The sequence below is a fragment of the Promicromonospora noduliphila genome (assembly GCF_056951025.1).
On sequence record NZ_CM167806.1, the window covers coordinates 2993704 to 3014972 of the forward strand.

Below are 21269 nucleotides of genomic sequence, written 5' to 3' on the forward strand. Positions count from 1 at the left end.
GCAGGCCGAGGGCTGGTCCTCAGACCGGGCGCTGAGCCTTCACCACCTCGCGGAGCGCCTCGACCACCAGCGCGTGGTCGTCCTGCTGCGCCAGGCCAGACACCGTCACGACGCCGACGATCCCCACGCCCGCGACCCGCACCGGGAACGCGCCGCCGTGGGCGGAGTACTCCTGGAACGGCAGGCCGTGGTCGGCGTTGAAGTCCGAACCCTTCGCCCGGGCGCGCAGCCCCACGAGGTACGACGACGCCCCGAACCGGTACACGACCCGCACCTTGCGCTCGACCCACGAGTCGTTGTCGGGCGTGGTGCCGGGGCGGGCGGCGTGGAACACCTGCTGGGTCCCCTTGCGGAGGTCCACGGTGACGGGCAGCCCCCGCTCGACGGCCAGCTCGACGAGCCGGCTGCCGAGCCGCCAGGCGTCGTCGTGCGTGAAGGACGCCAGTTCCAGCTCGGCCTCCTGGGCCTCGACCTCGGCGATGACCGCGGTGACATCGGATTCGCTCATGGCCCCATCCTGCCGTGCCCCCGCCGCGCCGAAGAACACCGGGTCGGGCTGATCGATCACGTTCAGCGAAGGTCCGCTTCGAGAACGCACCTGTGCATGGTCCGGAGCCACGAACCATGCACAAGGGCGTTCTCGAAGCGGACCTCCGCGAGATCGGCAGAACGGCGCGCGCGCCGCTAGCTCACGACGCCGTGTAGCCCGCCACCACGTGGTAGACCCCGCCGCCCCAGCCGTCCTCGGGGAACGCGTCCGACACCCGCACGTACGCCGCCTTGTCCGGGCCGAGGTGGGGCGTCAGGTCGATCGTGTGGTCCGCCCGGTTGGAGCCGTCCCGGATCTGCTCGTCCTCGGTCAGCACCGTCGTCCAGCTCTCGCCGTCCGGCCCCACCTGCACCACGTACTGGTTGTCGATCGTCAGCGTCACCTGCGCCGACGTCGTCCCAGCCGGGAACGGGAAGCGGTAGACGAAGTAGCTCACGCCGTCGGCGTACCGGCTGCCTCCCCCGCTGAAGCCGGAGCCGCCCGCGTCCCAGAGCCACGGGATCTCCTCGGTCGACCCGGCGTCGAACTCGACGGTGCCCGCCACCAGGATGTCGGCGTGCGCCGTGTAGACGAGCCCGGACCGGGCGCTGACGGTCACCGTCACGCGGTAGGTCCCGTCGGGGGTGTTGGACGGGATCCGCACGTCCACCGGCACGGTGGCCTGCGCGGGCTGCGCGTGGCCGTCGGGCCGCAGCCGGATCACCTCGTCCGTGATGACCCGCCAGCCGCGCGGCCCGGCCGTCCGCACGGACACCAGCATCGGCTCGGGCCGGGCGGACGTCGCGGCCACCCGGACGTCGAGGCTCGTCCGCGCGGCCCTGCCCGGGCTCGGGATGACCGCCACCACCGCTGGTGACGCCGCGGCGGAGAGGGTGCGCCGCGGCAGGGTCCGCGGGACGTCGGCGATCAGGGCGCTGAGCGCGCTGGCCTGGGTGCGCCAGTCGAAGACGTTGGGCTGCTCGGCGCTCGGACTGCCGGCCCAGCGCAGGCCCAGCCGGTCGGCGACGTCACGGTCGTGCGCCCAGATCGTCTCGGCCTGGTGCGCGACGAACTCCTGGTAGCGCGCCTCGCCCGTGGTGTCGGCGAGGTCCATCAGGTACCGCAGGAAGATGCCCTTGAACTGCTTCTGGTTGTCGTCGCACGACCGGCCGGGCGCCTCGCACCACTCGGTCAGCACGCCGTCCCGGACGAGCACGTCGGAGCCGAGCGCCGAGTCGGCCAGGTACCGGGCCGAGTCCAGCAGCTCCGGGTCCCCCGTGGCCCGGTAGAGCTCGAGCGCCGCGCCGATGCCGAGGCCCTGGTTGTAGGTCCACACCGTGTCGTTGTTGCTGGTGCAGTCGTCCCGCAGGCCGTCGTTGACCAGGCCGTCGGCGTTGATCATGCCGCTGGCCTGGTACCAGTCCCAGGCCTCCTGGGCACGGTCCAGCCAGACGGTGTCCCCGGGAACGCGGTTGTGCAGCTCGGCGGTCAGGCGGATCCACTGGCCGTTGGTGACGGCGTTCTTGTACGTCCGCTCCTCGTTCCACCAGATGCCGCCGCCGCACGTGCTCGGGTCCCAGAACCCGTTCATGAACTCGCCGATGGTGACGGCCATGTCGAGGTACTTCCGGTCGCCGGTCAGGTCGTAGGCGGTGACCCAGTTCAGCGCCCACCACCCGGCGTCATCGATGGCCCGGCTGGTGAAGTTGCCGTAGATCTCGTCGGTGGACCGCTCGCCGGCGGGGAACGGCCCCTTGTTGGTCTCGAAGCTGTGGTCCAGCTCGTCGACATAGCGCCGGTCACCCGTGCGCAGCATGTAGTCACCCACCGTCTGCAGCGCGACGGCGGAGTTCCACCAGCTCGACGGGAACCAGGCCTTCTGCTGGTCGTAGGAACCCATCAGGACGTCGGTGGCGACCCGGGCGCGGGCCACGTCGTCGGCGGCGTCCGCTCCGCCGTCCGGGGCGGACGCCGGGACGGGAGCGGACGACGGGACCAGGCCGGACGACGGCGCCAGGGCGGACGACGGGACCAGGCTGGACGCCGAGGCCAGGCCGGACGACGGCGCCGGGACCACGGAGTGTGCGGGTGGCGGCCCGGCGTGCGCCAGAGCGACCGGCTGCAGGCCGACGATCAGGGCGGCGGTGATCAGGACACGTCGGGCACGACGCAACATCGACATCGATGGGCTCCTCCCCCTGGGCGCGACGTTGCCCCCAGGCGCTCGTGATTTCCCCCAAAACCTACCGGACAATACGCCGAAATACACCCATTCACCCCACCCGGGCTGCACCGCGTGCCGGAGGTGCGCTTCTACCCAGTCATCAGGCCCGTAAACCGCACCACATATGGGCCCGATGACTAGGTAGAAGCGCACTCCCGGCCCCGCGCACCCCAGCCTCGCGCGCCCCGTCCCGCGCACCCAGCGCCGCGCCCTCCGCGCCGCGCGTCAGCGGGTCGAGCTACCGGGCACCAGCTCCGTCGGCAGTGTCACCTTCGTGACCTGGCCGGCGCCGCGGAGCTGGGCCAGCACGAGGTTCAGCGCCTCGGTCCCCATGCGCGCCTCGTCCTGCCGGATGTGGGTGAACCGGTAGCGCGCCTGGTCGTAGAACGCGTCCGGGTGGTCGAAGCAGACGATGCCGAGGTCGCCGGGGATGGACCGCCCGGCGCGCTGGGCGGCCTCCCGCAGCAGGACGGCGATGTTGTACTCGGTGGCCACCAGCCCCGTCAGGCCCGGGTTGGTGGCCAGGAACTTCTCCAGCTCGGCGATGTCGTCGTCAGGCACCACACCGCTGCCGGGGACCGTGGAGCGGACCTCGCGGAACTGGTGCGCCGGGTCGAACGGGACGTGCCGGGTCGCGTGGGCGTCGATCACGCCGTCGAGCCGGTCCTGCACCGTGGACACGGTGCTCGCCGCCGAGACCAGGCCGACGTGGTCGTACCCGGAGGCGAACAGGACCTCGGCGGCCTGGCGGCCCGCCGAGACGTTGTCGGAGCACACCGACGACACGGGGACGCCGTCGAACACACGGTCCAGGATGGCCACGGGGAACGACTGCGTGATGAGCTCCAGCACGGCCGGCGGCACGTACTGCGACGAGCTCGGCTCGAGGATCAGCCCCTGGACGCCGTCGGCCACGAGGCCCCGCACGAGGTCGCCCTCCGCCTCGCCGTTGCCGAGGGTGCGCTTGACCACGAGGTTCGCCACGCCGCTCGACGCGTCGAGCAGCCCGGCCAGGACCCGGGTGCCGAAGGTGTCGTCGAAGTCGGTCAGCACGCAGCCGATCAGCGGCGCCGGGCCTGTGCGTGCACCCGGGGCGCTCGTGGCGGTCTCGCTGACCACCACCGTGCCGAGCCGGGGCCTGCGCGTGATGTAGCCGTCGTCGCGCAGCAGGTCCATCGCGCGCTTGAGCGTGATGGCGCTGACCTTGAGCTGCTTGGTCAGCTCGGCCTCCGCGGGCAGCCGGTCGCCCACGCGGTACGTGCCCGCGTGGATCTCGTCGCGGAGCTTCTCGTACACCTCGAGGTAGAGCGGCTGGCTCACTGGTGCCCCTTCACTGGCGGGACAGGTCCCGGTCGGACAAGTCCAATGAATCTACCTTCGATCATTCGTCCCCTGTTGTTCACGTCCGTGCGCTTGCATGGCCCTGCCATGGAGCTGCGCCAGCTTGAGATCTTTCGCGCCATCGCCGAGGAGCTGCACTTCGGCCGGGCGGCGCGGCGCCTGTTCCTGGCCCAGGCGTCCGTGAGCCAGCAGCTCCAGCGGCTGGAGGCCGACGTCGGCGTGCGGCTGGTGTACCGCAGCTCGCGGACCGTGCGGCTCACGCCGGCCGGCAAGGTGTTCCTCACCGAGGCCGAACGCGTCCTGTCGGCGGCCGAGCGGGCGGTGGACCGCGCCCGCCAGGTGGCGGCAGGCCGCCACGGGGCGCTGCGCATCGCCACGAACTACCCGGCCAGCCGCCTGCTGCTGCTCCCGCTGCTGGAGGACCTGCGCGCCCAGGACCCCGGCCTGACCACCATGCTGCGCGAGATGGACTCCCCCGAGCAGCTCCGCGCGCTGCGCCGCGGCGACCTCGACCTCGCGCTCGTCTACGGGCCCGTCGACGTGCCGGGCATCGCCAGCACGCACCTGCTCGACGTGCCCGTGGTCGCCGTCGTGCGGCCGGGGCACCCGCTGGCCGACCGCGAGCGCGTGCGGTTCGGCGACCTGCTCGGCTACCCCGCGATGACCGGCTACGCGGGCGGCAGCCCGGTGATCGAGGAGGCGCTCGTCACCACCGCCGCCGCCCACGGCACCCCGCTGCCGCGCGCCCCGAGCACCACCGACCTGTCCGGCTACCTGCTGGAGCTGGAGACCAGCGACGCGATCGGGTTCTGCTCGCTGCCGCGCGGCGAGCAGAACCGCGCGAACGGTATGCACCTGCTGCGGCTCGACCCGGCAGAGCCCGTCCTGCAGATCCACGTGGCGTGGAGCGAGGCGGCCGACGAACCCCTGGTGAACAGCGTCGTGGCGCAGCTCGTGCGCCTGGCGGAGACGGCGCGCAGGGCGGCGTAGTGCCCGCCGCCATCGATCGCCGTGACCGATCGATCGATAGCGAACTGGCCGTTGATGGGGTCCGACGGCGGCGCCCAGCATGGGTCCGGAGCGGCGCCGGCCCGGCGCCCCGGACGAGAGCGACCCATGGACCTGCACCCCCTCGGCATCATGGCCGGCATGCCGGACGGCGGCCGCGCCAGCAGCGGCTACCTCGTGCGTGACGGCGGCGTCACCCTGCAGCTCGACGCCGGCCCCGGCACCGCGCTGCGGCTCGGCACGACTATCCCGGGCACCCTCCCGGACGCCGTGGCGGTCACCCACCTGCACTCCGACCACGTCTACGACCTGCTGCCGCTCGGCAAGCTGCTGCTGCGCCGCCGCATCCGCCGGGCCGACGAGAGCGCGGAGCTGGAGATCGACGACTCGGTGCCGCGGACCCCGCTGTTCGTGCCGCGCGGAGCAACCGGGATCCTCACCGCGCTCGCCGCCCTCTTCCCCGTCACCACCCACCCGCTCCTGGACCGGGCCTTCGACGCCGCCTTCGCCGTGCACGAGTACGAGCCCGGCGAGACGGTCGCCGTCGGCCACCTCACGCTGCGGTTCGAGCTGCTGCGGCACGCGGCGCCCAACTGCGGCATCCGCGTCGAGTCGCCCGCGGCAAGCCTCGTCTACACGGGCGACACCGGCGTCACCGACGCCCTGCCCGCCCTGGCCGACGGCGCGGGCCTGCTGCTCAGCGAGTGCACCCTGCGCGAGACCGACCGCAGCGGCCACGGGCACCTCAGCTCGCGCGAGGCGGGCCGCGCCGCGGCCGACGCCGGGGCCGCCGAGCTCGTGCTCACCCACTTCTCCTCCACCGACCCGCTCGAGCTCGAGTGGCACCGTGAGCGCGCCGCAGGCGAGTTCGACGGACCGGTCCGGATCGCCGATCCGGACCATCGCATCCCGGTCGCACCGACCCGAAAGGTCTTCTCATGAACCGCCTCCACCACGCGTGCGCCGCGGCGCTCGCGGCCGGCGCCCTGCTGGGCCTCGCCGCCTGCTCGACGGCGGCGCCGTCCGGCTCCCCCGACCAGGCCGGCCCCACCACCATCACGTTCAGCTCCTACAACTACGGCACCCAGGGCGCAGCGGGCACCGGCACCCAGAAGCTGCTGGACCGGTTCGCCGAGCTGCACCCGGACATCACCGTGCAGCCCCAGTCGGTCGCCGTCGGCGACGTACTGACCAAGACCAAGGCGGCGGTCGCCGCCGGCTCGCCGCCCGACGTGGTGCAGATGGGCTACAGCAAGCTCGCCGAGGCGTTCGACACGCTGCCCGTGCAGTCGCTGGAGGACCTCGCGGGCGACGAGTGGGGGCCGTCCGTCGAGGGCATCGACGAGGCCTTCGTCACCACCGGCACGTCCGACGGCGACGTCCGCGCCCTGCCGTACACCGTCTCGGTGCCGACGCTGTTCTACAACGCCGACCTGTTCCGGGACGCGGGCCTGGACCCCGACGACCCGCCCGCCACGATCGAGGACGTGCGCTCCGCCGCGCGGGCCGTCGTCGACACCGGGCACAACGGCGTCTACTTCGGCATCGCCGACCCCTCCAAGTCCGACTACGTGACCCAGTCGGTCATCAACTCGGCCGGCGGCTCGCTCATTGCCCCGGACGGTTCGGTGGCGCTCGACTCCGACGAGGCCGTCGCGGGCCTGACGGCCCTCCAGGAGCTGACCGAGGACGGCCTGCAGCCCGCCGTCGGCGTCGAGGACGCCCTGTCCGACTTCGCGGCGGGCAACCTCGGCATGTTCGTGGTGAGCACGGCCGTCTCCGGCCAGCTCGCGGAGGCCGCCCAGGGCTCGTTCGAGCTGCGCAGCGCCGGCTTCCCCACGTTCGGCGCGCCCGAGCCGCGCCCGACCTTCTCCGGCGCGAGCCTCGTCGTGCTGAGCGACGACCCGGCCAAGCAGGCGGCGGCGTGGGAGCTGGTCAAGTTCCTCACCAGCAAGGAGGGCTACACGATGATCACAGAGGACATCGGCTACCTGCCGCTGCGCGCCGACATCGTGGACGACCCGGAGTACCTCGGCGACTACTTCGCCGACAACGACCTGCTGGTCCCGCCCCTGGAGCAGCTCGGGACGGTGAGCCCGTACCAGTCGTTCTCGGGACCGCAGGCCAACCAGGCGGTGGTGCTGCTGCAGGACGACGCGGTCGAGCCCATCGTTCTCCGCGGCGCCGACGTCCGCTCCACGCTCGACGAGACGGCGGACCGCCTGCGCGACCTGGTCGGGACCGAATGACCCTGCCCGCCACCACCCGGTGGGGCGCCTCCATGCGAGGCGCCCCACCGCCGCGCGCCCGGGCACGCCGCCCGCGCGGCGGCTGGGCCTACCTCACCCCGCTGCTCGCCGCGCTCGGCGTGTGGGTCTACGGTCCCGCGCTCGTCACGCTCGCGCTGAGCTTCGCCGACTGGCGCCTCACCGACACCCCGTCGTGGTCGGGCCTGGCCAACCTGCAGGCGCTGTTCGCCGACGGCGACTTCGTCCGGTCCGCCGGCCAGACGGTGCTCTACGCGCTCGCGCTGCTGCCGTTCGCCACGGTGGTGCCGCTGATCATCGCGACCATGCTCTGGCTGCGCCCGGGCCGCGCCGCAACCGTCTACCGCTCGCTGCTCTTCCTGCCCGTCATGGTCGCGCCCGTCTCGGTGGCCGTGGCGTGGCGGTTCCTGCTCAACCCGCTCAACGGGCTGCTCGCGCGCACGCTGGAGGCCGTGGGCCTGCCCGCCGTCGACCTGCTGGGCGACCCGGCCACCGCGCTGGTCACCATCGTGCTGGTCACGGCCGCGCGCGTGACCGCCTTCAACATGCTGCTGTACGGCGCGGCGTTGTCCGGCCTGGACCGGCGCCTACTGGAGGCCGCCCGGCTGGAGCGCGCGACCCCCTGGGAGACCGTGCGGTTCGTGGTGCTGCCCCAGCTCGTCCGGCCCACGATCGTGCTCGCGCTGCTCAGCCTCGTGCTCGCCGGGCAGTGGACGTTCACGAACGTCGCGGTGCTCACCCAGGGCGGCCCCGACAACGCCACCGACTCCGTGTACTACCGCATCTACACGCTCGGCTTCACGTTCTTCCAGATCGGCCCGGCGTCGGCCGCCGCGATGCTCGTGCTGGCCGCGCTCGCCGTCGTCGGTGCGGCCGTGGCGCTCGTGCGCCGGGGTGCGCGGGCGGAGAGGACGGCGCCATGAGTCACCGCCTCGCCGTCGTGGGCTGGCACGCGGTGCTCGCCACGCTCTCGCTGCTCACCGCGTTCCCCCTGCTGTGGGCCGTGCTCACGTCGGTCAAGCCCGCCAACGAGATCTTCGACGTCGTCCCGGTGAGCGCACACCCGACCCTCGCCAACTACGCGGACGTGCTGACCCGCTGGCCGGCCGGCGAGCTGATCGGGCGGACGGCGGTCATGGCCACCGGGGTCGCCCTCGGGCAGCTCGTGATCGCCGTGCTCGCCGCCTTCGCGCTCGCCTACTTCCGGCCCGGTGCCCGCCCGCTCGTGCTCGGGCTCACCATGGTGTCGCTCGCGATCCCGCCGCAGGCGCTCATCGTTCCGCAGTTCCTGCTCACGGCCCGGCTCGGCTGGCTGAACACCGAGGCGGGGCTCATCGTGCCGCAGCTCGGCTCGTCGGCCCTGGCCGTGCTCGTGCTGCTGCAGCACGTGGAGGCGCTGCCGCCGTCGCTCACGGCCGCCGCCCGCCTGGAGGGCGCGCGGCCGCTGGAGGTGCTGTGGCACGTGGTGCTGCCGGCGCTGCGTCCGGCCGTCGCTGCGCTCGGCGTGCTCGTGTTCATCACCACCTGGAACGAGTACCTGTGGCCGCTGCTCGTCACCCCCGACGCCCTGCACACCACCGTGCAGGTGGGCCTGGCCCAGTTCGAGACGGCGGAGGGCATCAACTACGGCGGCCTGCTCGCGGCAGCCACCCTGACGAGCCTGCCCATCGTCGTCGTCTACCTGACCGCCTCGCGCCGGATCACCGACGCCTTCCTCACCTCGGGACTGCGATGACCGCCCTCGTTCCCTCCCCCGACCGGTCCTCGACCCGCCCCGCGCCCGCGCACGTCGAGCTCGCCGGCGTCACCCGGTCGTTCGGGGCCACCGTCGCGCTCGCCGGCGTCGATCTCACCGTCCCGGCCGGGTCGCTCACCGTGATCGTCGGGCCGTCGGGCTGCGGCAAGTCCACCATCCTGCGGATGGTCGCGGGCCTCGACTCCCCCGACGGCGGCACGCTGCGCATCGGCGACGACGACGTGACCGCGCGGGCCGCCGGCGAGCGCGACCTGGCCATGGTGTTCCAGGACTACGCGCTCTTTCCGCACATGACGGTCGAGGGCAACATCTCGTTCGGGCTGCGCCTCCAGGCCCGGCACGACCGCCGCTCGGGGCCGAGCCGGCACGAGATCCGTGAGCGGGTCGACGAGGTGTCGGCGCTGCTCGGCCTCGACGACCTGCTCGGCCGCCGCCCGGCCCAGCTCAGCGGCGGCCAGCGGCAGCGGGTCGCGCTCGCCCGCGCGATCGTGCGGCGGCCCTCCCTGCTGCTGCTCGACGAGCCCCTGTCCGCCCTCGACCCGCAGCTCCGCGCGTCGGCCCGCGCCGAGATCACGCGCCTGCACCGCGAGCTCGGCACCACGCTCGTGCTCGTCACGCACGACCAGCACGAGGCCCTCTCGATGGCCACCCACCTCGTGGTCATGGAGCGGGGCGTGGTGGCGCAGAGCGGCAGCCCTGACGAGCTCTACCGCAGCCCGGCGAGCGAGTTCGTCGCCGCGTTCCTCGGCACGCCCGCGATGAACCTGCACGACCGGGACGGCGTCCGCATCGGCTGGCGCCCGGCGGACGGGCGGCTCGACGGCGGTTCGGAGCCCGGCGCCTTCGACGTCAGGGGTGTCGTCGAGTCGTGCGAGTTCACCGGCGACGGCCAGCACGTCCGCTGCGCCGGCCCCGACGGCGGCTTCACGCTGGTCCAGCGCGAGGGCGAACGATGGCTCGTGCCCGGCGACGCCGCCCGCGTGACCGTCCCCGCCGAACGCCTGCACCGGTTCGGTCCCGACGGGAAGCGGCTGCCGTGAGCGCCACCCCGCTCGTCGGCGTCCTGTGGTGCGACTTCGGCGGTGTGCTCACGCCGCCCGTGGCCGAGGCGGCGGCTCAGGTCGCCGCCGCGAGCGGCGTGCCGTGGCCCGAGCTCGCGGCGGCCGCCGAGCGGGTGGCGGGCGAGCTCGGCCTGCACGGCCTGGGCCCGCTCGAGCTCGGGATCCTCACCCAGCGCGAGTGGGCCGACCGGCTCACCGCCCACCTGCCACCCGCCCTACGCACCAGCCTCCGCATCGACCTGGGCCAGTGGGACGAGCACTGGTACGCTGGCCGGCCCCTGAACCACGAGCTCGTCGACGAGCTCCGGCGCATCGCCGCCCGCGGCGTCCGGGTCGGGATGCTGACCAACAGCGTCGCCGAGTGGGAGCCGCACCGCGCGCGCCTGCTCGCCGGCGTCGAGATCTTCGACGCCGTCGTGCGGTCGCACGAGATCGGGCTCGCCAAACCCGATCCCGCGATCTTCCGGCACGCCGACGCCGTCCTGTCCCCGCCCCCGCGCGCGCGGACGCTGCTGGTCGACGACGACGCAGGCAACTGCGCCGCCGCCGAGCAGCACGGCTGGCTCGCGGTCCACCACCGCTCGACCGCCCGGACCGTGGCCCGCCTCCGCGAGCTGGTCCCGGCCGGCCAGGCCCCCGGTCAGACCTCGGTCACCGCCGGGCGTTGAGCTCCTCCAGCGCCGTCCGCAGCCGCTCGGGTGCGCCGGACGGCAGCCGCACCAGCTCCTCCTCCAGGGTGCGCTGGTCGGTCCACTCCTTGAGCGAGCGCAGGGTGCCGCCGAGCTCGGCCTCGATCTCGTCGACCGCGGCGAGCACCGCCTCGTACGCCTCCGGATCGTCGGCGATCTCGCCGAGCGTCGAGCCCAGCGTGACCTCGCGCGGCTCGGCCCGAGTCCGCGGGTCGGGCACTGTCCACTCGTGCCGGCCCGAGCCCACCTCGATCTGGCCGTCAGCCCCCGGCAGCACCACGACCGCCGAGGCGTTCGGCGGCACCACGGCGCGCACCACGACCTGCCCGTCCTGCGCCTCCCACCCGGCCTCCGCCGTCCCGTAGGGCGTCTCGTGCCGGGTCCAGGCCCGGTCCAGCCCAGCGATCGGCACCGGCGCCACCCGTAGGCGCCGGTAGCCGGGCGTGTCCGGGGCGAGCCCCGCCACGCTGCGGTGCAGCCAGTCCGCCACCGCGCCGAAGGCGTAGTGGTTGAACGACGTCATCTCGCCCGGGTTGATGCTCCCGTCGGGCAGCATGCTGTCCCAGCGCTCCCAAACCGTCGTCGCGCCCATGGTCACGGCGTACAGCCAGGACGGCACGCCGGTCTGGAGCAGCAGCCGGGCGGCCGTCCCGGCGTGCCCCGTCGTGGTGAGCGCGTCCTGCACGATCGGCGTGCCCACGAACCCCGTGCCGATCCGGTACCCCGCGCGGCGCACCAGCCAGGCCAGCCGGTCGCCCATCACCTGGCGCGTCGGCTCGTCCACGAGGCCGAAGGTGATGGCCAGCGCGTAGGCGGTCTGCGCGTCCGAGACCACGCGCCCGGCCGGGGTCGTGTACTCGCGGACCCAGGCCTGCCGCGCCCGCTCGGCCAGGTCTCCGTACCGGCCCGCCGCCGCGGCGTCGCCCAGCTCGCGCGCCGCCGCGGCCACGAGCGCCAGCGAGCGCACCAGGTAGGCGCTCGCCACGATGTCCGGGTCCGCCTTGGCCGCGGCGGGGTCGTCCGGCGGCGCGTCGGGGTCGAGCCAGTCGCCGAACTGGAACATCCCCTCCCAGAGCAGCCGGTCCCCCGCCTTGCCCAGCAGCACGTCGGCCCACGCCCGCATGCTCGGGTACTGCTCGGCGAGCGCCCGCCGGTCGGCGAACCGCTCCAGGAGCGTGCTCGGCACCACCGTGGCGGCGTCGCCCCAGGCGGCGGCCGGGGCCGACCCGAAGGGCAGCACGAACGGCACCACGATCGGGCAGACGCCGTCCCGGGCGGCCTGTTCGGCCGCGACGTCGCGCAGCCACGAGGCCAGGAAGGCGTCGGAGTCGAACAGGTAGCTCGCCGTCGGGCCGAAGACCTGGATGTCGCCGGTCCAGCCGAGGCGCTCGTCGCGCTGCGGGCAGTCGGTCGGCAGCGAGACGAAGTTGCCGCGCATGCCCCAGACCACGTTCTCGTGCAGCCGGTTCACCCGCTCGTCCGAGCTCTCGAACCAGCCCGTGCGGCGCATGTCGCTGCTGACGACGACGGCGGTCACCGCCGCCCGCGCCGCGGCCACGTCGAGCTCACCGGGCCAGCCCTCGACCTCGGCGTACCGGAACCCGTGGAAGGTGAACTCGGGCTCGAACACGTCGTCCCCGCCCGACAGCACGAGGTGGTCGGTGGCCTCGGCGGCACGCAGCGGCCGCACGCCGAGCTCCCCGTGCTCCAGCACCTCGGCATGCCGCAGCGTGATCACGCGCCCCCGCTCCCCGGTGACCCGCACCCGCAGCCGCCCGACCAGGTTCTGCCCGAAGTCCAGCACCGTCCGCCCCGACGGCGTGGTGATCATGTCCTGGACCTCGAGCTCGTCCACCCGCCGTACGGGTTCGGCGACGGCGGGCTCCGGCACGACGTCGGACGCGTCCACCCGCACGGCCGGCCACGCCGAGTCGTCGAAGCCGGGGCTGCTCCAGCCCGGCACGGCGCGCCCGGCGTCGATCCGCTCCCCGGCGTAGATGCCGCTGGTCACCACGGGGCCGGCCGCGGCCCCGCGCCAGTCCGGCCCGGTGGTGAACACGCGGGTCGTCCCGTCCGCGAGCTCGACGTGGAGCTGCACGGCCGCGGCGGGCTGCTCGCCGTAGAACGCACGGGCGGCGCCGCGGAAGCCGTACCGCTCGGTCCACCACCCGCCGGCCAGGCGCACGCCGATCGCGTTCGCGCCCGGCCGGAGCAGCGCGGTGACGTCTGTGGCCTCGTGCACCACCCGGTACTGGTAGGACGTCCAGCCGGGCTTGAGCACGGCGTCGTCCACGTCCTGCCCGTTGACCTCCACCTGGTAGACGCCGTGCGCGGACGCGTAGAGCGTCGCGCGGGCCACCTCGCCGTCCAGGTCGAGCTCGGTGCGCAGCAGGCCGGGCGTCGCGGGCTGTGCCGGGTCGGCGAGCCCGACGAACGACGCCGCCCACTCGCCGTCGGCCAGGAACGCCGCCTGGACGGTGACGGGGGCGCTCCAGGGCGAGGTCCCGCCGTCGACGCCGGTGACGCGCACCTCCAGCGTGTGCCGGGCGTGCGGGCGCAGCGGGTCGAACGGCCAGGGCACGAACCGGGACTCGTCGGTGTCCAGGCGCGCGACCCGTTCGCCGTCGAGCCGGACCTCGGCCCCTGCCTGCCACCAGCCGTCGGTGGTGCTCTCGACGGTCCAGCTCAGGCGGGGTGCGGGGTTGTCGGCGAAGTGGCCGTCCGTGCGGCGCTCGACGCGCACCTCGCGGACGGACGTCGTGCCGCCGGAGGTGGTGCTGCCGGGGGTCAGGCCGCCGGAGGTCGGGGAATCGGTGTGCATCGAGGGAACCCTTTCTCAGCCCTTCACCGCGCCGGACGTCATGCCGGCCACGATCTGGCGGTTGAAGAAGATGTACATGACCAGCGGCGGGATGGTGATCAGCAGGATGTCCATGAACAGCAGGTTGAACTGGCTGACCATCTGGCTCGTGAAGTTGTAGAGCGTGAGCTGGACCGTGGCGTTCTCGTCGCCGGGCAGGAAGTACAGCGGGTTCGTGAAGTCGTTGAACACGTTGACCGCCTGCACCACCACCACGGTGATGATCACGGGCCGCAGCAGCGGCAGGATGACCGTGAAGAAGAGCCGCAGGGGTCCGGCGCCGTCGATCACCGCCGCCTCGTCCAGCTCTCGGGGAATCGTCGCGACGAACGCCCGGAACAGCAGGATGCAGAACGAGAGCCCGAACGTCGCCTCGATGAGGATGAGGCCGGGCATGGTCTTGAACAGCCCGATGGTCTGCAGCACCCACACGGTGGGCACCACGGCCGGCGGCACGATCAGCCCCGCCAGCACGAAGAAGTTGACGACGCCGCTCAGCCGCGACGGGCGCCGCTGCAGCAGGTACCCGACCATCGCGGACAGGACCACCATGACCACGACGCTCACCACGGTCAGGACCGTGCTGTTCACGAAGGCCCGCACCACTATGCCGTCGCGCGTGGCGAGCACCTCGCCGAGGTTCTCGGCGAAGGCCCAGGTGGTGGGCCAGGAGAACTCCAGCCGCGAGGCCTCCGACGCGTCCTTGGACGCCGTGAGGAAGATGAACACGAACGGCACCAGGAACACGACCACCGACACCGCGATGGCCACGATCCCGGTGACCCAGGAGCCGGCGCGCCTCATCGCTCGACCGCCTTCCGGTTGAGCAGGATCGACACCGGCACCATGATCGCCGTGACCACCAGGAACAGGATCACGTTGCCCGCCGTCGACAGCCCGTAGAACCCGGCCTGGTACTGCTTGTAGATGACCGAGCCGATGACGTCGCTGGTGAACCCGGGGCCGCCGCCCGTGGTGGCCCAGATCAGGTCGAACGACCGCAGGCCCCCGATGAGGGACAGGATGATCACGGTCGCCGTCGCCGGCTGGACCAGCGGCAGCGTGATCGAGCGGAACACCTGCCAGCGGCCCGCGCCGTCCACCCGCGCGGCCTCGTAGTACTCCTGCGGGATGGCCACGATGCCCGCGATGTAGATGAGCGTCGCGATGCCGAGCCCCTTCCAGACGTCGACGGCGGCGATGGTCAGCAGCGCCAGGTTCGGGTCGGTGAACCACCCGGGGCCGTCGATCCCGAACGCGGCGAGCATCGTGTTGACCACGCCGTCGAACGGGTCAAGGAGCGCCGTGAACGTGATGCCGACGCCGATCGTGGACACGAGCACCGGGAAGAACACGACCGACCGCAGGTAGCCGCGGCCGACGAGCTGCGACGTGAGCAGCACGGCGAGCGCCAGCCCGAGCACCACCTTGGCGGCCGACGTCACGAACCCGTAGATCAGCGTGTTCACGAACCCCCGCGAGAGCTGCGGCTCGGCGAAGAACTGGACGTAGTTGTCCAGCCCGATGAACTCGACGTCGAACAGGGTCCAGCGGGTGAGGCTGAAGTAGAACGACGCGAAGGTGGGGATCGCGAAGAAGATCAGGTAGAGCACGCCGGCCGGCAGGTAGAACCACGACGGGTAGACGGCGCGCTGGGTCAGGGAGGCGCGGGCCGCCGTCCGACGGCGTGCGGCGGGCCGCACCTCGGTGGCGGCAGCCATCACCAGCCCTCGAGGCCGAGCTGCTTGGCCTGCTTCTCGACGTCCTCGTCGTAGAACGCCGCGGCGTCCTCGGCGCTGCGGATGCCCGAGCCCACCTCGACGGTGGCCTGCTCCAGGTTCGGGCCCTTGACGGGCGAGATGAACTCCAGCGCGTTGGCGGTCTTGCCGGCGTCGAAGTACGCCTGGATGTCGTCGAGCAGCGGCGGGGCGGAGTCCGCCACCTCGCACGAGCTCGCGTACGGACCGGCCGGCGGGAGCAGCTCGTTCTGGATGTCGCACCCGGCCTCGCTGTTCACGAACGCGACGAACTCCTTGGCCGCCTCCAGCTCTGCGCCCTCGGTGGACCGCGGGATGTAGACGGCGTTCGGCTGCCAGATCGTCGCCTGGGTGTTCTCCGCCTCGGTGGCGGGGAGCGCGAAGAAGCCGATGTCGTCCACCGCGTCGGGCGTGTTCTGCGCGATCGTCTGGACCACGCTCGACAGCATCGGGTAGTGCACGCCCTCGCCCTCGGCGACCATGCGGGCGCCGTCGGGGAACGTCGCGGACGGGAAGTCCTCGTTGAAGTAGCCCGCTTCGGCCACCTCCTGCTGGTGCTGGAACCCCAGGAGGGCCGGCTCCTCGGCGTAGAACCGCTGGTGCGCCGTGTACTGGTCGGCCCACTCCGGGTCGACGGCGAGCACGTTGGCGAAGTCGCCCAGCACGAAGAGCTGGCTGGTCCACGTCTCGCCGTAGGTCTGGATGACCGGCGCGACGCCGTCGCCCTCCGCGGCGATCGTCTCGTTGTTCGCCATGAACTCGTCCCAGGTCTCCGGGATCTCCAGCCCGAGCTCCTCGTAGAGCGGCCGGTTGTAGACGACGCCGCCCGCGAACGCGGCGCCCAACGGCGCGCCGTAGGTGCCGGCGTCGGTGCTCACCGTCGGCAGGAACTCCTCGGTGAGGGTGCCCACCCACTCCTGGTCGCTCAGGTTCACCAGGGTCGAGTCCGGGTTGAGCGCCTGCAGCAGGGAGCCGGAGTTGTAGAAGAACACGTCGGCCATCTCGCCCGTGGACAGCCGGGTCTTGATCAGGTTGTCACCCTCGGCGCCGCCGGGCCGGATCTCGACCTCCACCGTGACGTCGGGGTGCTCGGCCTCGAAGGCCTCGACCAGCGCCTCGGCGACCTCGGGGTTCGGCGCGTCGTTGGTCGTGAGGAACGTGATCTCGGTGGGTCCGGCGTCGGCTCCACCGGACGACGAGCAGCCGGCGAGGGCGAGCAGCGGGACCGCCGCGGCGGCCACTGCCGCGCGATGACGGGTTGCACGGGACATCTCTCTACCTCCTCGTAGAGCGAAAGGATCGTAGAGCGATCTACACTCCCTCGAATGAATCCTTTCAGCGAGTCCACGCTAGCGAGGGTCCTATAGGGTGTCAACCGATCTACAGAACCGGGATGAGAGTTGTGACCTCAGCTGAAACCGGGCCGGACGGCGGGCGGGCCGCGGGCTCGCGGGTGTCGTCGGGCGCTGGGCCGCGGGCGTCGTCCGCCGCAGGACCACGGACGCCGTCGACCGCAGGACCGCCGGCGCCGTCGACCGCAGGACCACGGGCGTCGTCGGCCGCAGGACCACGGGCGTCGTCGGCCGCAGGACCGCGCCCCCGGCCCTCGACCATCCAGGACGTCGCCCGCGAGGCGGGCGTCTCGCGCGCCGCCGTCTCCAAGGTGATCCGCAACGCCTACGGCGTGAGCGACCGGATGCGGGCCCAGGTCGAGGCGGCGATCGAGCGCCTGGAGTACCGGCCGCGGGTCGCCGCGCGGGCGATGCGCGGCGCGAGCTTCACGTTCGGGTTCGAGGTGCCGCAGATCGGCAACGACTTCCTCACGATGATCGTCAACGGCGCCACCGACGCCCTTGCCACCACCCCGTACCAGATGATCATCGCGCCCCTCGGCCGGGACCAGAAGAGCGACGTGGCGATCAACAGCCTCGCCGACCGCCAGGTGGACGGCATCGTGGCCATCGCGCCGCGGGTGGATCCGGCGTGGCTCGAACGGATCGCCGAACGCACCCCCCTGGTGATGATCGGCCGGCACGACCGGTCGGACCGCTACGACACCATCGCCGGCGACGACCGGTCCGGCGCCGAGCAGGTCATGACGCACCTCATCGAGCTGGGCCACCGGCGGATCACCCACCTGACCATCCACCCGGCCCGCCCCGAGCCGCCGTGGGCGGGTCAGGCCGGCGACGAGCCCCACGTGGCCCGCGCCGCCGTCTACCGCGAGCGCATGCGGGCGCTGGGCCGCGAGCCGTCGGTGATCCACACGATGTTCGACGGCTCGGAGGCCCACGCGGTCACGCGCGAGCTGCTGAGCTCCCCCGAGCCGCCGACGGCGATCTTCGCGGGCAACGACACGCTGGCGATCGGCGTGCTGAGCGCCATCGCGGAGGCCGGGCTCGACGCGCGGGACGTCTCGGTGGTCGGCTACGACGACGTGCCGATCGCCCGGCACCCGCTCGTCTCGCTCACCAGCGTGGACCAGAGCGGCGTCACCATGGGCCGCGACGCGGTACGGCTCCTGCTCGAACGGCTGGACGGCCGCACGGAGGCGGTGCGGCGCGAGTCCGCCGCCACGCTCCAGGTACGCCGCTCGACGGCGCCGCCGCGCCGGCCGTGAGCGACTGTCTGACGTTTCATCCGCCGAACCGCAAGTTCCTGGTCGCGACGGGCGTCGAACCGCAGGTTCCTGGTCACGATCGATGCCGAGCCGAATGTTGCGTGTCCGGATGGGCACTGATCGACGTGTACCTTGCGTTTCGGCAGCGAGGGTGGCGACCAACTTGCGGTTCGGCGCACTACCCGGCCGGAGGTCCCCGGGGGCGGTCGAAGGGTCAGTGGTTCCTGGCCACCAGCGGCACCCAACCGCAAGCTAATGGTGTACCGGGTCGCCGAACCGCAAGTTCCGAGTCGCCGCCGACGTCGAACCGAACGTTGTGTGTCCTGACGGGCCCTGATCGACGAGTACCTTGCGTTTCGGCGGCGAGAAGGGCGACCAACTTGCGGTTCGGCCGCCGGGCGGTGATCAGGAACTTGCGGCTCGGCGCCGACAGCCCTGTTCGCACGTCCTAGTCCCCCGGCTCGTTGGCCCGCGCCTCGAGGTCGGCGGCTCCGACGGGGCAGTGCGTGGTCCTGCCGTCCGCGCACGTGTCGCGGTCGCAGAGCCGGCAGAGCACGAAGGTGTTCGGGTTCTCGTCGTACGCCGCGACCAACAGCTTCTCCAGGAGGGCCGAGAGCGTGTCCCGCTCGCCGTCGTCCAGGGACGAGAGCAGGGCGGCCACCCGGTCCTCCCGGGTCGACAGGGCGGCCTCGGCCGCCTGGCGGCCACGCTCGGTCGGGTGGACGGCGACCCACTTGCCGATCGACGGGCGGCGCTCGACCAGCCCGCGCGACTCCAGGGAGTCCACCATGCGCGTCGCGGCCGACTGGGTCAGGCCGACCCGGCGGCCGACCTCGGTCGCCGACAGCCCGGGCGCCCTGGACAGCGCGATCAGCGCCGCCGTGCCGCTCGGCCCGGTGGCGGCAGCGGCGGCGGTCGCCCCCAGCATCACGTCGGTGACCGCGAGGGACGCCGCTCCGAGCAGGTTTGCCGTCCTATCATGCATGACTCATGCATAACACGTGACGCGCGCCACTCGCAATGGCGCCGCTGGTCGGGCGAGTTCGGCATGTGGCATCGAGATCGGTCCAGGGCTGAGCCGATCTCGATGCCAAGTGCCGACCTCACTGGGAAGTCACGAACTCACTGGGAAGTCCCGGAAGTACAGGCTCAGGTCAGTCCGAGACGTCCGGGCCCGTCGCTCCCCCGTAGGTCGCGATCTTGTACTCCGTCGCGGCCAGCGAGAGGGTCAGCTCCCGGATCCGACGGCGGATGGTGTCGCGGTGCTCGATCAGGAGGTCCAGCCGCTCGGGCTCGGTGTGCTGCCCGGCGTCGACGAGGGCGACGTAGTGCTGCAGGTCACGCATCGGCATGCCCGAGAGCCGCATCCGGGTGAGGAACACCAGGCGCCGCACGGCCGCGGCGTCGTACACGCGGTGGCCCGTGGCGTCGCGGCCCACCTCCACCAGGCCGGCGCGCTCGTAGTAGCGCAGCGTGTGGGGTGAGACGTCGAGGTGGGCGGCGGCCTCGGCGATCGTCATCGGCTCGGTCGTCCCGCCCAGGTCGGCGAGGGCGCGGATCACCTCGACCGACGGCGCGCCGTCGTCCCCGAGCGCCGCCAGCGCGCGGGACATCAGTTCGTCCGTCGCCATGCTCACCAGCCTAGATCGGCCGCACGGACGCCGGGGCGTCGGCGAAGTCGGCGCTGCGGGCGGTCTCGGCCCAGCGCTCGATCTCGGCCAGGCCGCGCTCGTGCATGGCCGAGATGCGCTCGACGGCCTCGCGGCCGAGCGGCAGCCGCAGCGGCACCTCGGTGCCGTGCGCGAGGGACACGATGATCTCGGCGGCGCGTTCCGGGTCGCCCTCCTGGATCCCGTCGGCCCCGGCCATGTCCGCGCGGACGGCGGCGAGCCCGTCGCCATAGGCCTCCGACGGCGCGACGATCTCCAGCTCGGCGTGGAACCCGGTCCGGAACCGGCTGGGCTCGACGATCAGCACCCGGATACCCCAGGGAGCGACCTCCCCGGCCAGGGCCTCTGACCAGCCCTCGAGCGCGAACTTGGACGCCGAGTAGGCCGCGACGCCCGGGAAGGACATGCGCCCGCCCTGGCTGCTCATCTGCACGATCGTCCCGTGACCCCGCGAGCGCATGGCGGGCAGCGCGGCCCGGACGAGCGCGGCGGGGCCGAACAGGTGCAGGTCCATGAGTTCGCGAAGCTGCGCGTCGCTGACCTCCTCGACCCCGCCGACCAACCCGCGGCCGGCGTTGTTGACGAGCACGTCGAGCCCGCCGAACCGGTCGAGGGCTGCGGTCACGAGACCGTCGGCGGCGCCGACGTCCCGCGCGTCGAACGGGACGACCAGACAGCCGTCGGGATGGGCGGCGGCCAGCTCCGCCAGGCTCTCGGGGCGGCGCACCGCCGCCACCACGCGGTCGCCGGCCGCGAGCGCCGACGTCGCCAGGGCGCGGCCGAGGCCGCGGGACGCGCCGGTGATGATCCAGGTCTGTGTCGTCATGCCGGCGACGCTAGGTCTTCGAGCGCGCTCGAAGGCAAGCCCGGGGGCCGACCGGTCAGTTCACCAGCTTCATGCGTGCGTCCCTTCGACGGAGCGGACGGCGGCCTTGCGCGCCTCGGCACGCGACGGCGCCGGCATCCGGAAGACCGCGACGAGGGTCACGACGATCGCCACCACGAGGACCGCGATCACCGGCACCAGGAGATCGGACCCCAGCGACGGTCCGGTCGCCAGGAGGCCCCAGCGGCCGACGGCGACCGCGCCGGAGAGCATCGCCCAGAGCGCGGTCGCCAGCGCGGGCAGCCACTCCCCGGCCCGGATGTGGAAGCCGCTCGCCATCAGCGCGATGACCGAGAGGCCCACCGCGGCCAACGGCGTCGTCCACTCGAAGGCGCCCACGAGCGGCGGGAGGATGAGCGCGACCGACGCGGCAAGCTCCGCGACGCCGATCAGGATGGTGACGGGACGCGGGATGTCGTCGAACCCGAGCCAGCGGTCGAGGCCGGTGCCGAGGATCTTGGGCAGGCCGCCGAACACGAAGTACAGGGCGAGAACGGTCTGGGCCGTCCACAGGGTCGTGGTGAGCATGGTGCTCCTTGGGTCGTCGGCGGGCGGGTTGCCTGCCGGTGCGGGGACAGGACGAACCACCGTGCTCGGATGT

The 21269-nt window shown here is 72.8% G+C and carries 19 protein-coding genes; 8 read left to right on the top strand and 11 right to left on the bottom strand.

The window, feature by feature from the left end:
- Positions 1–19: 19 nt before the first annotated feature.
- The 3 genes from AC0QU1_RS13095 to AC0QU1_RS13105 form a co-directional block, all read right to left on the bottom strand.
- Positions 20–508: a heme-degrading domain-containing protein gene (locus AC0QU1_RS13095; RefSeq protein WP_483569786.1), complete on the bottom strand. Its 489-nt coding sequence runs from the start codon at positions 506–508 to the stop codon at positions 20–22.
- A gap of 181 nt (positions 509–689) precedes the next feature.
- Entirely contained in the window at positions 690–2711 is a 2022-nt protein-coding gene (locus AC0QU1_RS13100) for a glycoside hydrolase family 76 protein (RefSeq protein ID WP_483569787.1), read from the bottom strand.
- 267 nt (positions 2712–2978) lie between these two features.
- On the bottom strand, positions 2979–4073 hold the full coding sequence (locus AC0QU1_RS13105; protein WP_483569788.1) for a GntR family transcriptional regulator: 1095 nt from the start codon (positions 4071–4073) through the stop codon (positions 2979–2981).
- A 108-nt stretch (positions 4074–4181) separates the two neighbouring features.
- Between AC0QU1_RS13105 and AC0QU1_RS13110 the strand changes: the two genes are divergently transcribed.
- From AC0QU1_RS13110 to AC0QU1_RS13140, 7 genes are all read left to right on the top strand, one after another.
- Entirely contained in the window at positions 4182–5084 is a 903-nt protein-coding gene (locus AC0QU1_RS13110) for a LysR family transcriptional regulator (protein WP_483569789.1), read from the top strand.
- Between the two features lie 126 nt (positions 5085–5210).
- A complete protein-coding gene (locus tag AC0QU1_RS13115) occupies positions 5211–6044 on the top strand; it encodes an MBL fold metallo-hydrolase (protein ID WP_483569790.1) in 834 nt (277 codons plus the stop codon).
- Positions 6041–7351, top strand: a complete 1311-nt coding sequence (locus tag AC0QU1_RS13120) for an ABC transporter substrate-binding protein (protein ID WP_483569791.1) — start codon at positions 6041–6043, stop codon at positions 7349–7351. Before AC0QU1_RS13115 ends, AC0QU1_RS13120 begins: the two co-directional genes overlap by 4 nt.
- Entirely contained in the window at positions 7348–8292 is a 945-nt protein-coding gene (locus AC0QU1_RS13125; RefSeq protein ID WP_483569792.1) for a carbohydrate ABC transporter permease, read from the top strand. The genes AC0QU1_RS13120 and AC0QU1_RS13125 overlap by 4 nt, the downstream gene beginning before the upstream one ends.
- Positions 8289–9104, top strand: a complete 816-nt coding sequence (locus tag AC0QU1_RS13130; RefSeq protein WP_483569793.1) for a carbohydrate ABC transporter permease — start codon at positions 8289–8291, stop codon at positions 9102–9104. The genes AC0QU1_RS13125 and AC0QU1_RS13130 overlap by 4 nt, the downstream gene beginning before the upstream one ends.
- Positions 9101–10165, top strand: coding sequence for an ABC transporter ATP-binding protein (locus AC0QU1_RS13135; RefSeq protein WP_483569794.1), 1065 nt, complete (start codon positions 9101–9103; stop codon positions 10163–10165). The genes AC0QU1_RS13130 and AC0QU1_RS13135 overlap by 4 nt, the downstream gene beginning before the upstream one ends.
- On the top strand, positions 10162–10854 hold the full coding sequence (locus tag AC0QU1_RS13140) for an HAD-IA family hydrolase (RefSeq protein ID WP_483569795.1): 693 nt from the start codon (positions 10162–10164) through the stop codon (positions 10852–10854). The genes AC0QU1_RS13135 and AC0QU1_RS13140 overlap by 4 nt, the downstream gene beginning before the upstream one ends.
- On the opposite strand, the gene AC0QU1_RS13145 is transcribed toward AC0QU1_RS13140, so the two are convergent.
- Genes AC0QU1_RS13145 through AC0QU1_RS13160 form a run of 4 tightly spaced genes read right to left on the bottom strand, consistent with a single transcriptional unit; the run spans position 10838 to position 16763 of the window.
- Positions 10838–13696 carry an alpha-L-rhamnosidase gene (locus tag AC0QU1_RS13145; RefSeq protein ID WP_483569796.1) on the bottom strand — a complete coding sequence of 953 codons (2859 nt, stop codon included), beginning with the start codon at positions 13694–13696 and terminating at the stop codon, positions 10838–10840. The two genes, AC0QU1_RS13140 and AC0QU1_RS13145, sit on opposite strands and share 17 nt — an antisense overlap.
- Positions 13697–13711: 15 nt before the next feature.
- Entirely contained in the window at positions 13712–14539 is an 828-nt protein-coding gene (locus tag AC0QU1_RS13150; protein WP_483569797.1) for a carbohydrate ABC transporter permease, read from the bottom strand.
- Complete coding sequence (locus AC0QU1_RS13155; protein ID WP_483569798.1) at positions 14536–15456, bottom strand: carbohydrate ABC transporter permease; 921 nt, start codon at positions 15454–15456, stop codon at positions 14536–14538. Before AC0QU1_RS13155 ends, AC0QU1_RS13150 begins: the two co-directional genes overlap by 4 nt.
- Positions 15456–16763 (bottom strand): ABC transporter substrate-binding protein, encoded by a 1308-nt coding sequence (locus AC0QU1_RS13160; protein WP_483569799.1) that lies wholly within the window; start codon positions 16761–16763, stop codon positions 15456–15458. The genes AC0QU1_RS13155 and AC0QU1_RS13160 overlap by 1 nt, the downstream gene beginning before the upstream one ends.
- Before the next feature lie 131 nt (positions 16764–16894).
- Between AC0QU1_RS13160 and AC0QU1_RS13165 the strand changes: the two genes are divergently transcribed.
- Positions 16895–18112 (top strand): LacI family DNA-binding transcriptional regulator, encoded by a 1218-nt coding sequence (locus AC0QU1_RS13165; protein WP_483569800.1) that lies wholly within the window; start codon positions 16895–16897, stop codon positions 18110–18112.
- 448 nt (positions 18113–18560) lie between these two features.
- On the opposite strand, the gene AC0QU1_RS13170 is transcribed toward AC0QU1_RS13165, so the two are convergent.
- From AC0QU1_RS13170 to AC0QU1_RS13185, 4 genes are all read right to left on the bottom strand, one after another.
- Positions 18561–19097: a MarR family winged helix-turn-helix transcriptional regulator gene (locus AC0QU1_RS13170; protein WP_483569801.1), complete on the bottom strand. Its 537-nt coding sequence runs from the start codon at positions 19095–19097 to the stop codon at positions 18561–18563.
- Positions 19098–19266: 169 nt separating this feature from the next.
- Positions 19267–19743, bottom strand: coding sequence for a MerR family transcriptional regulator (locus AC0QU1_RS13175; RefSeq protein ID WP_483569802.1), 477 nt, complete (start codon positions 19741–19743; stop codon positions 19267–19269).
- A 10-nt stretch (positions 19744–19753) separates the two neighbouring features.
- Complete coding sequence (locus tag AC0QU1_RS13180; RefSeq protein WP_483569803.1) at positions 19754–20608, bottom strand: SDR family NAD(P)-dependent oxidoreductase; 855 nt, start codon at positions 20606–20608, stop codon at positions 19754–19756.
- Between the two features lie 69 nt (positions 20609–20677).
- Positions 20678–21196 (bottom strand): DoxX family protein, encoded by a 519-nt coding sequence (locus AC0QU1_RS13185; RefSeq protein ID WP_483569804.1) that lies wholly within the window; start codon positions 21194–21196, stop codon positions 20678–20680.
- Positions 21197–21269: the final 73 nt, after the last annotated feature.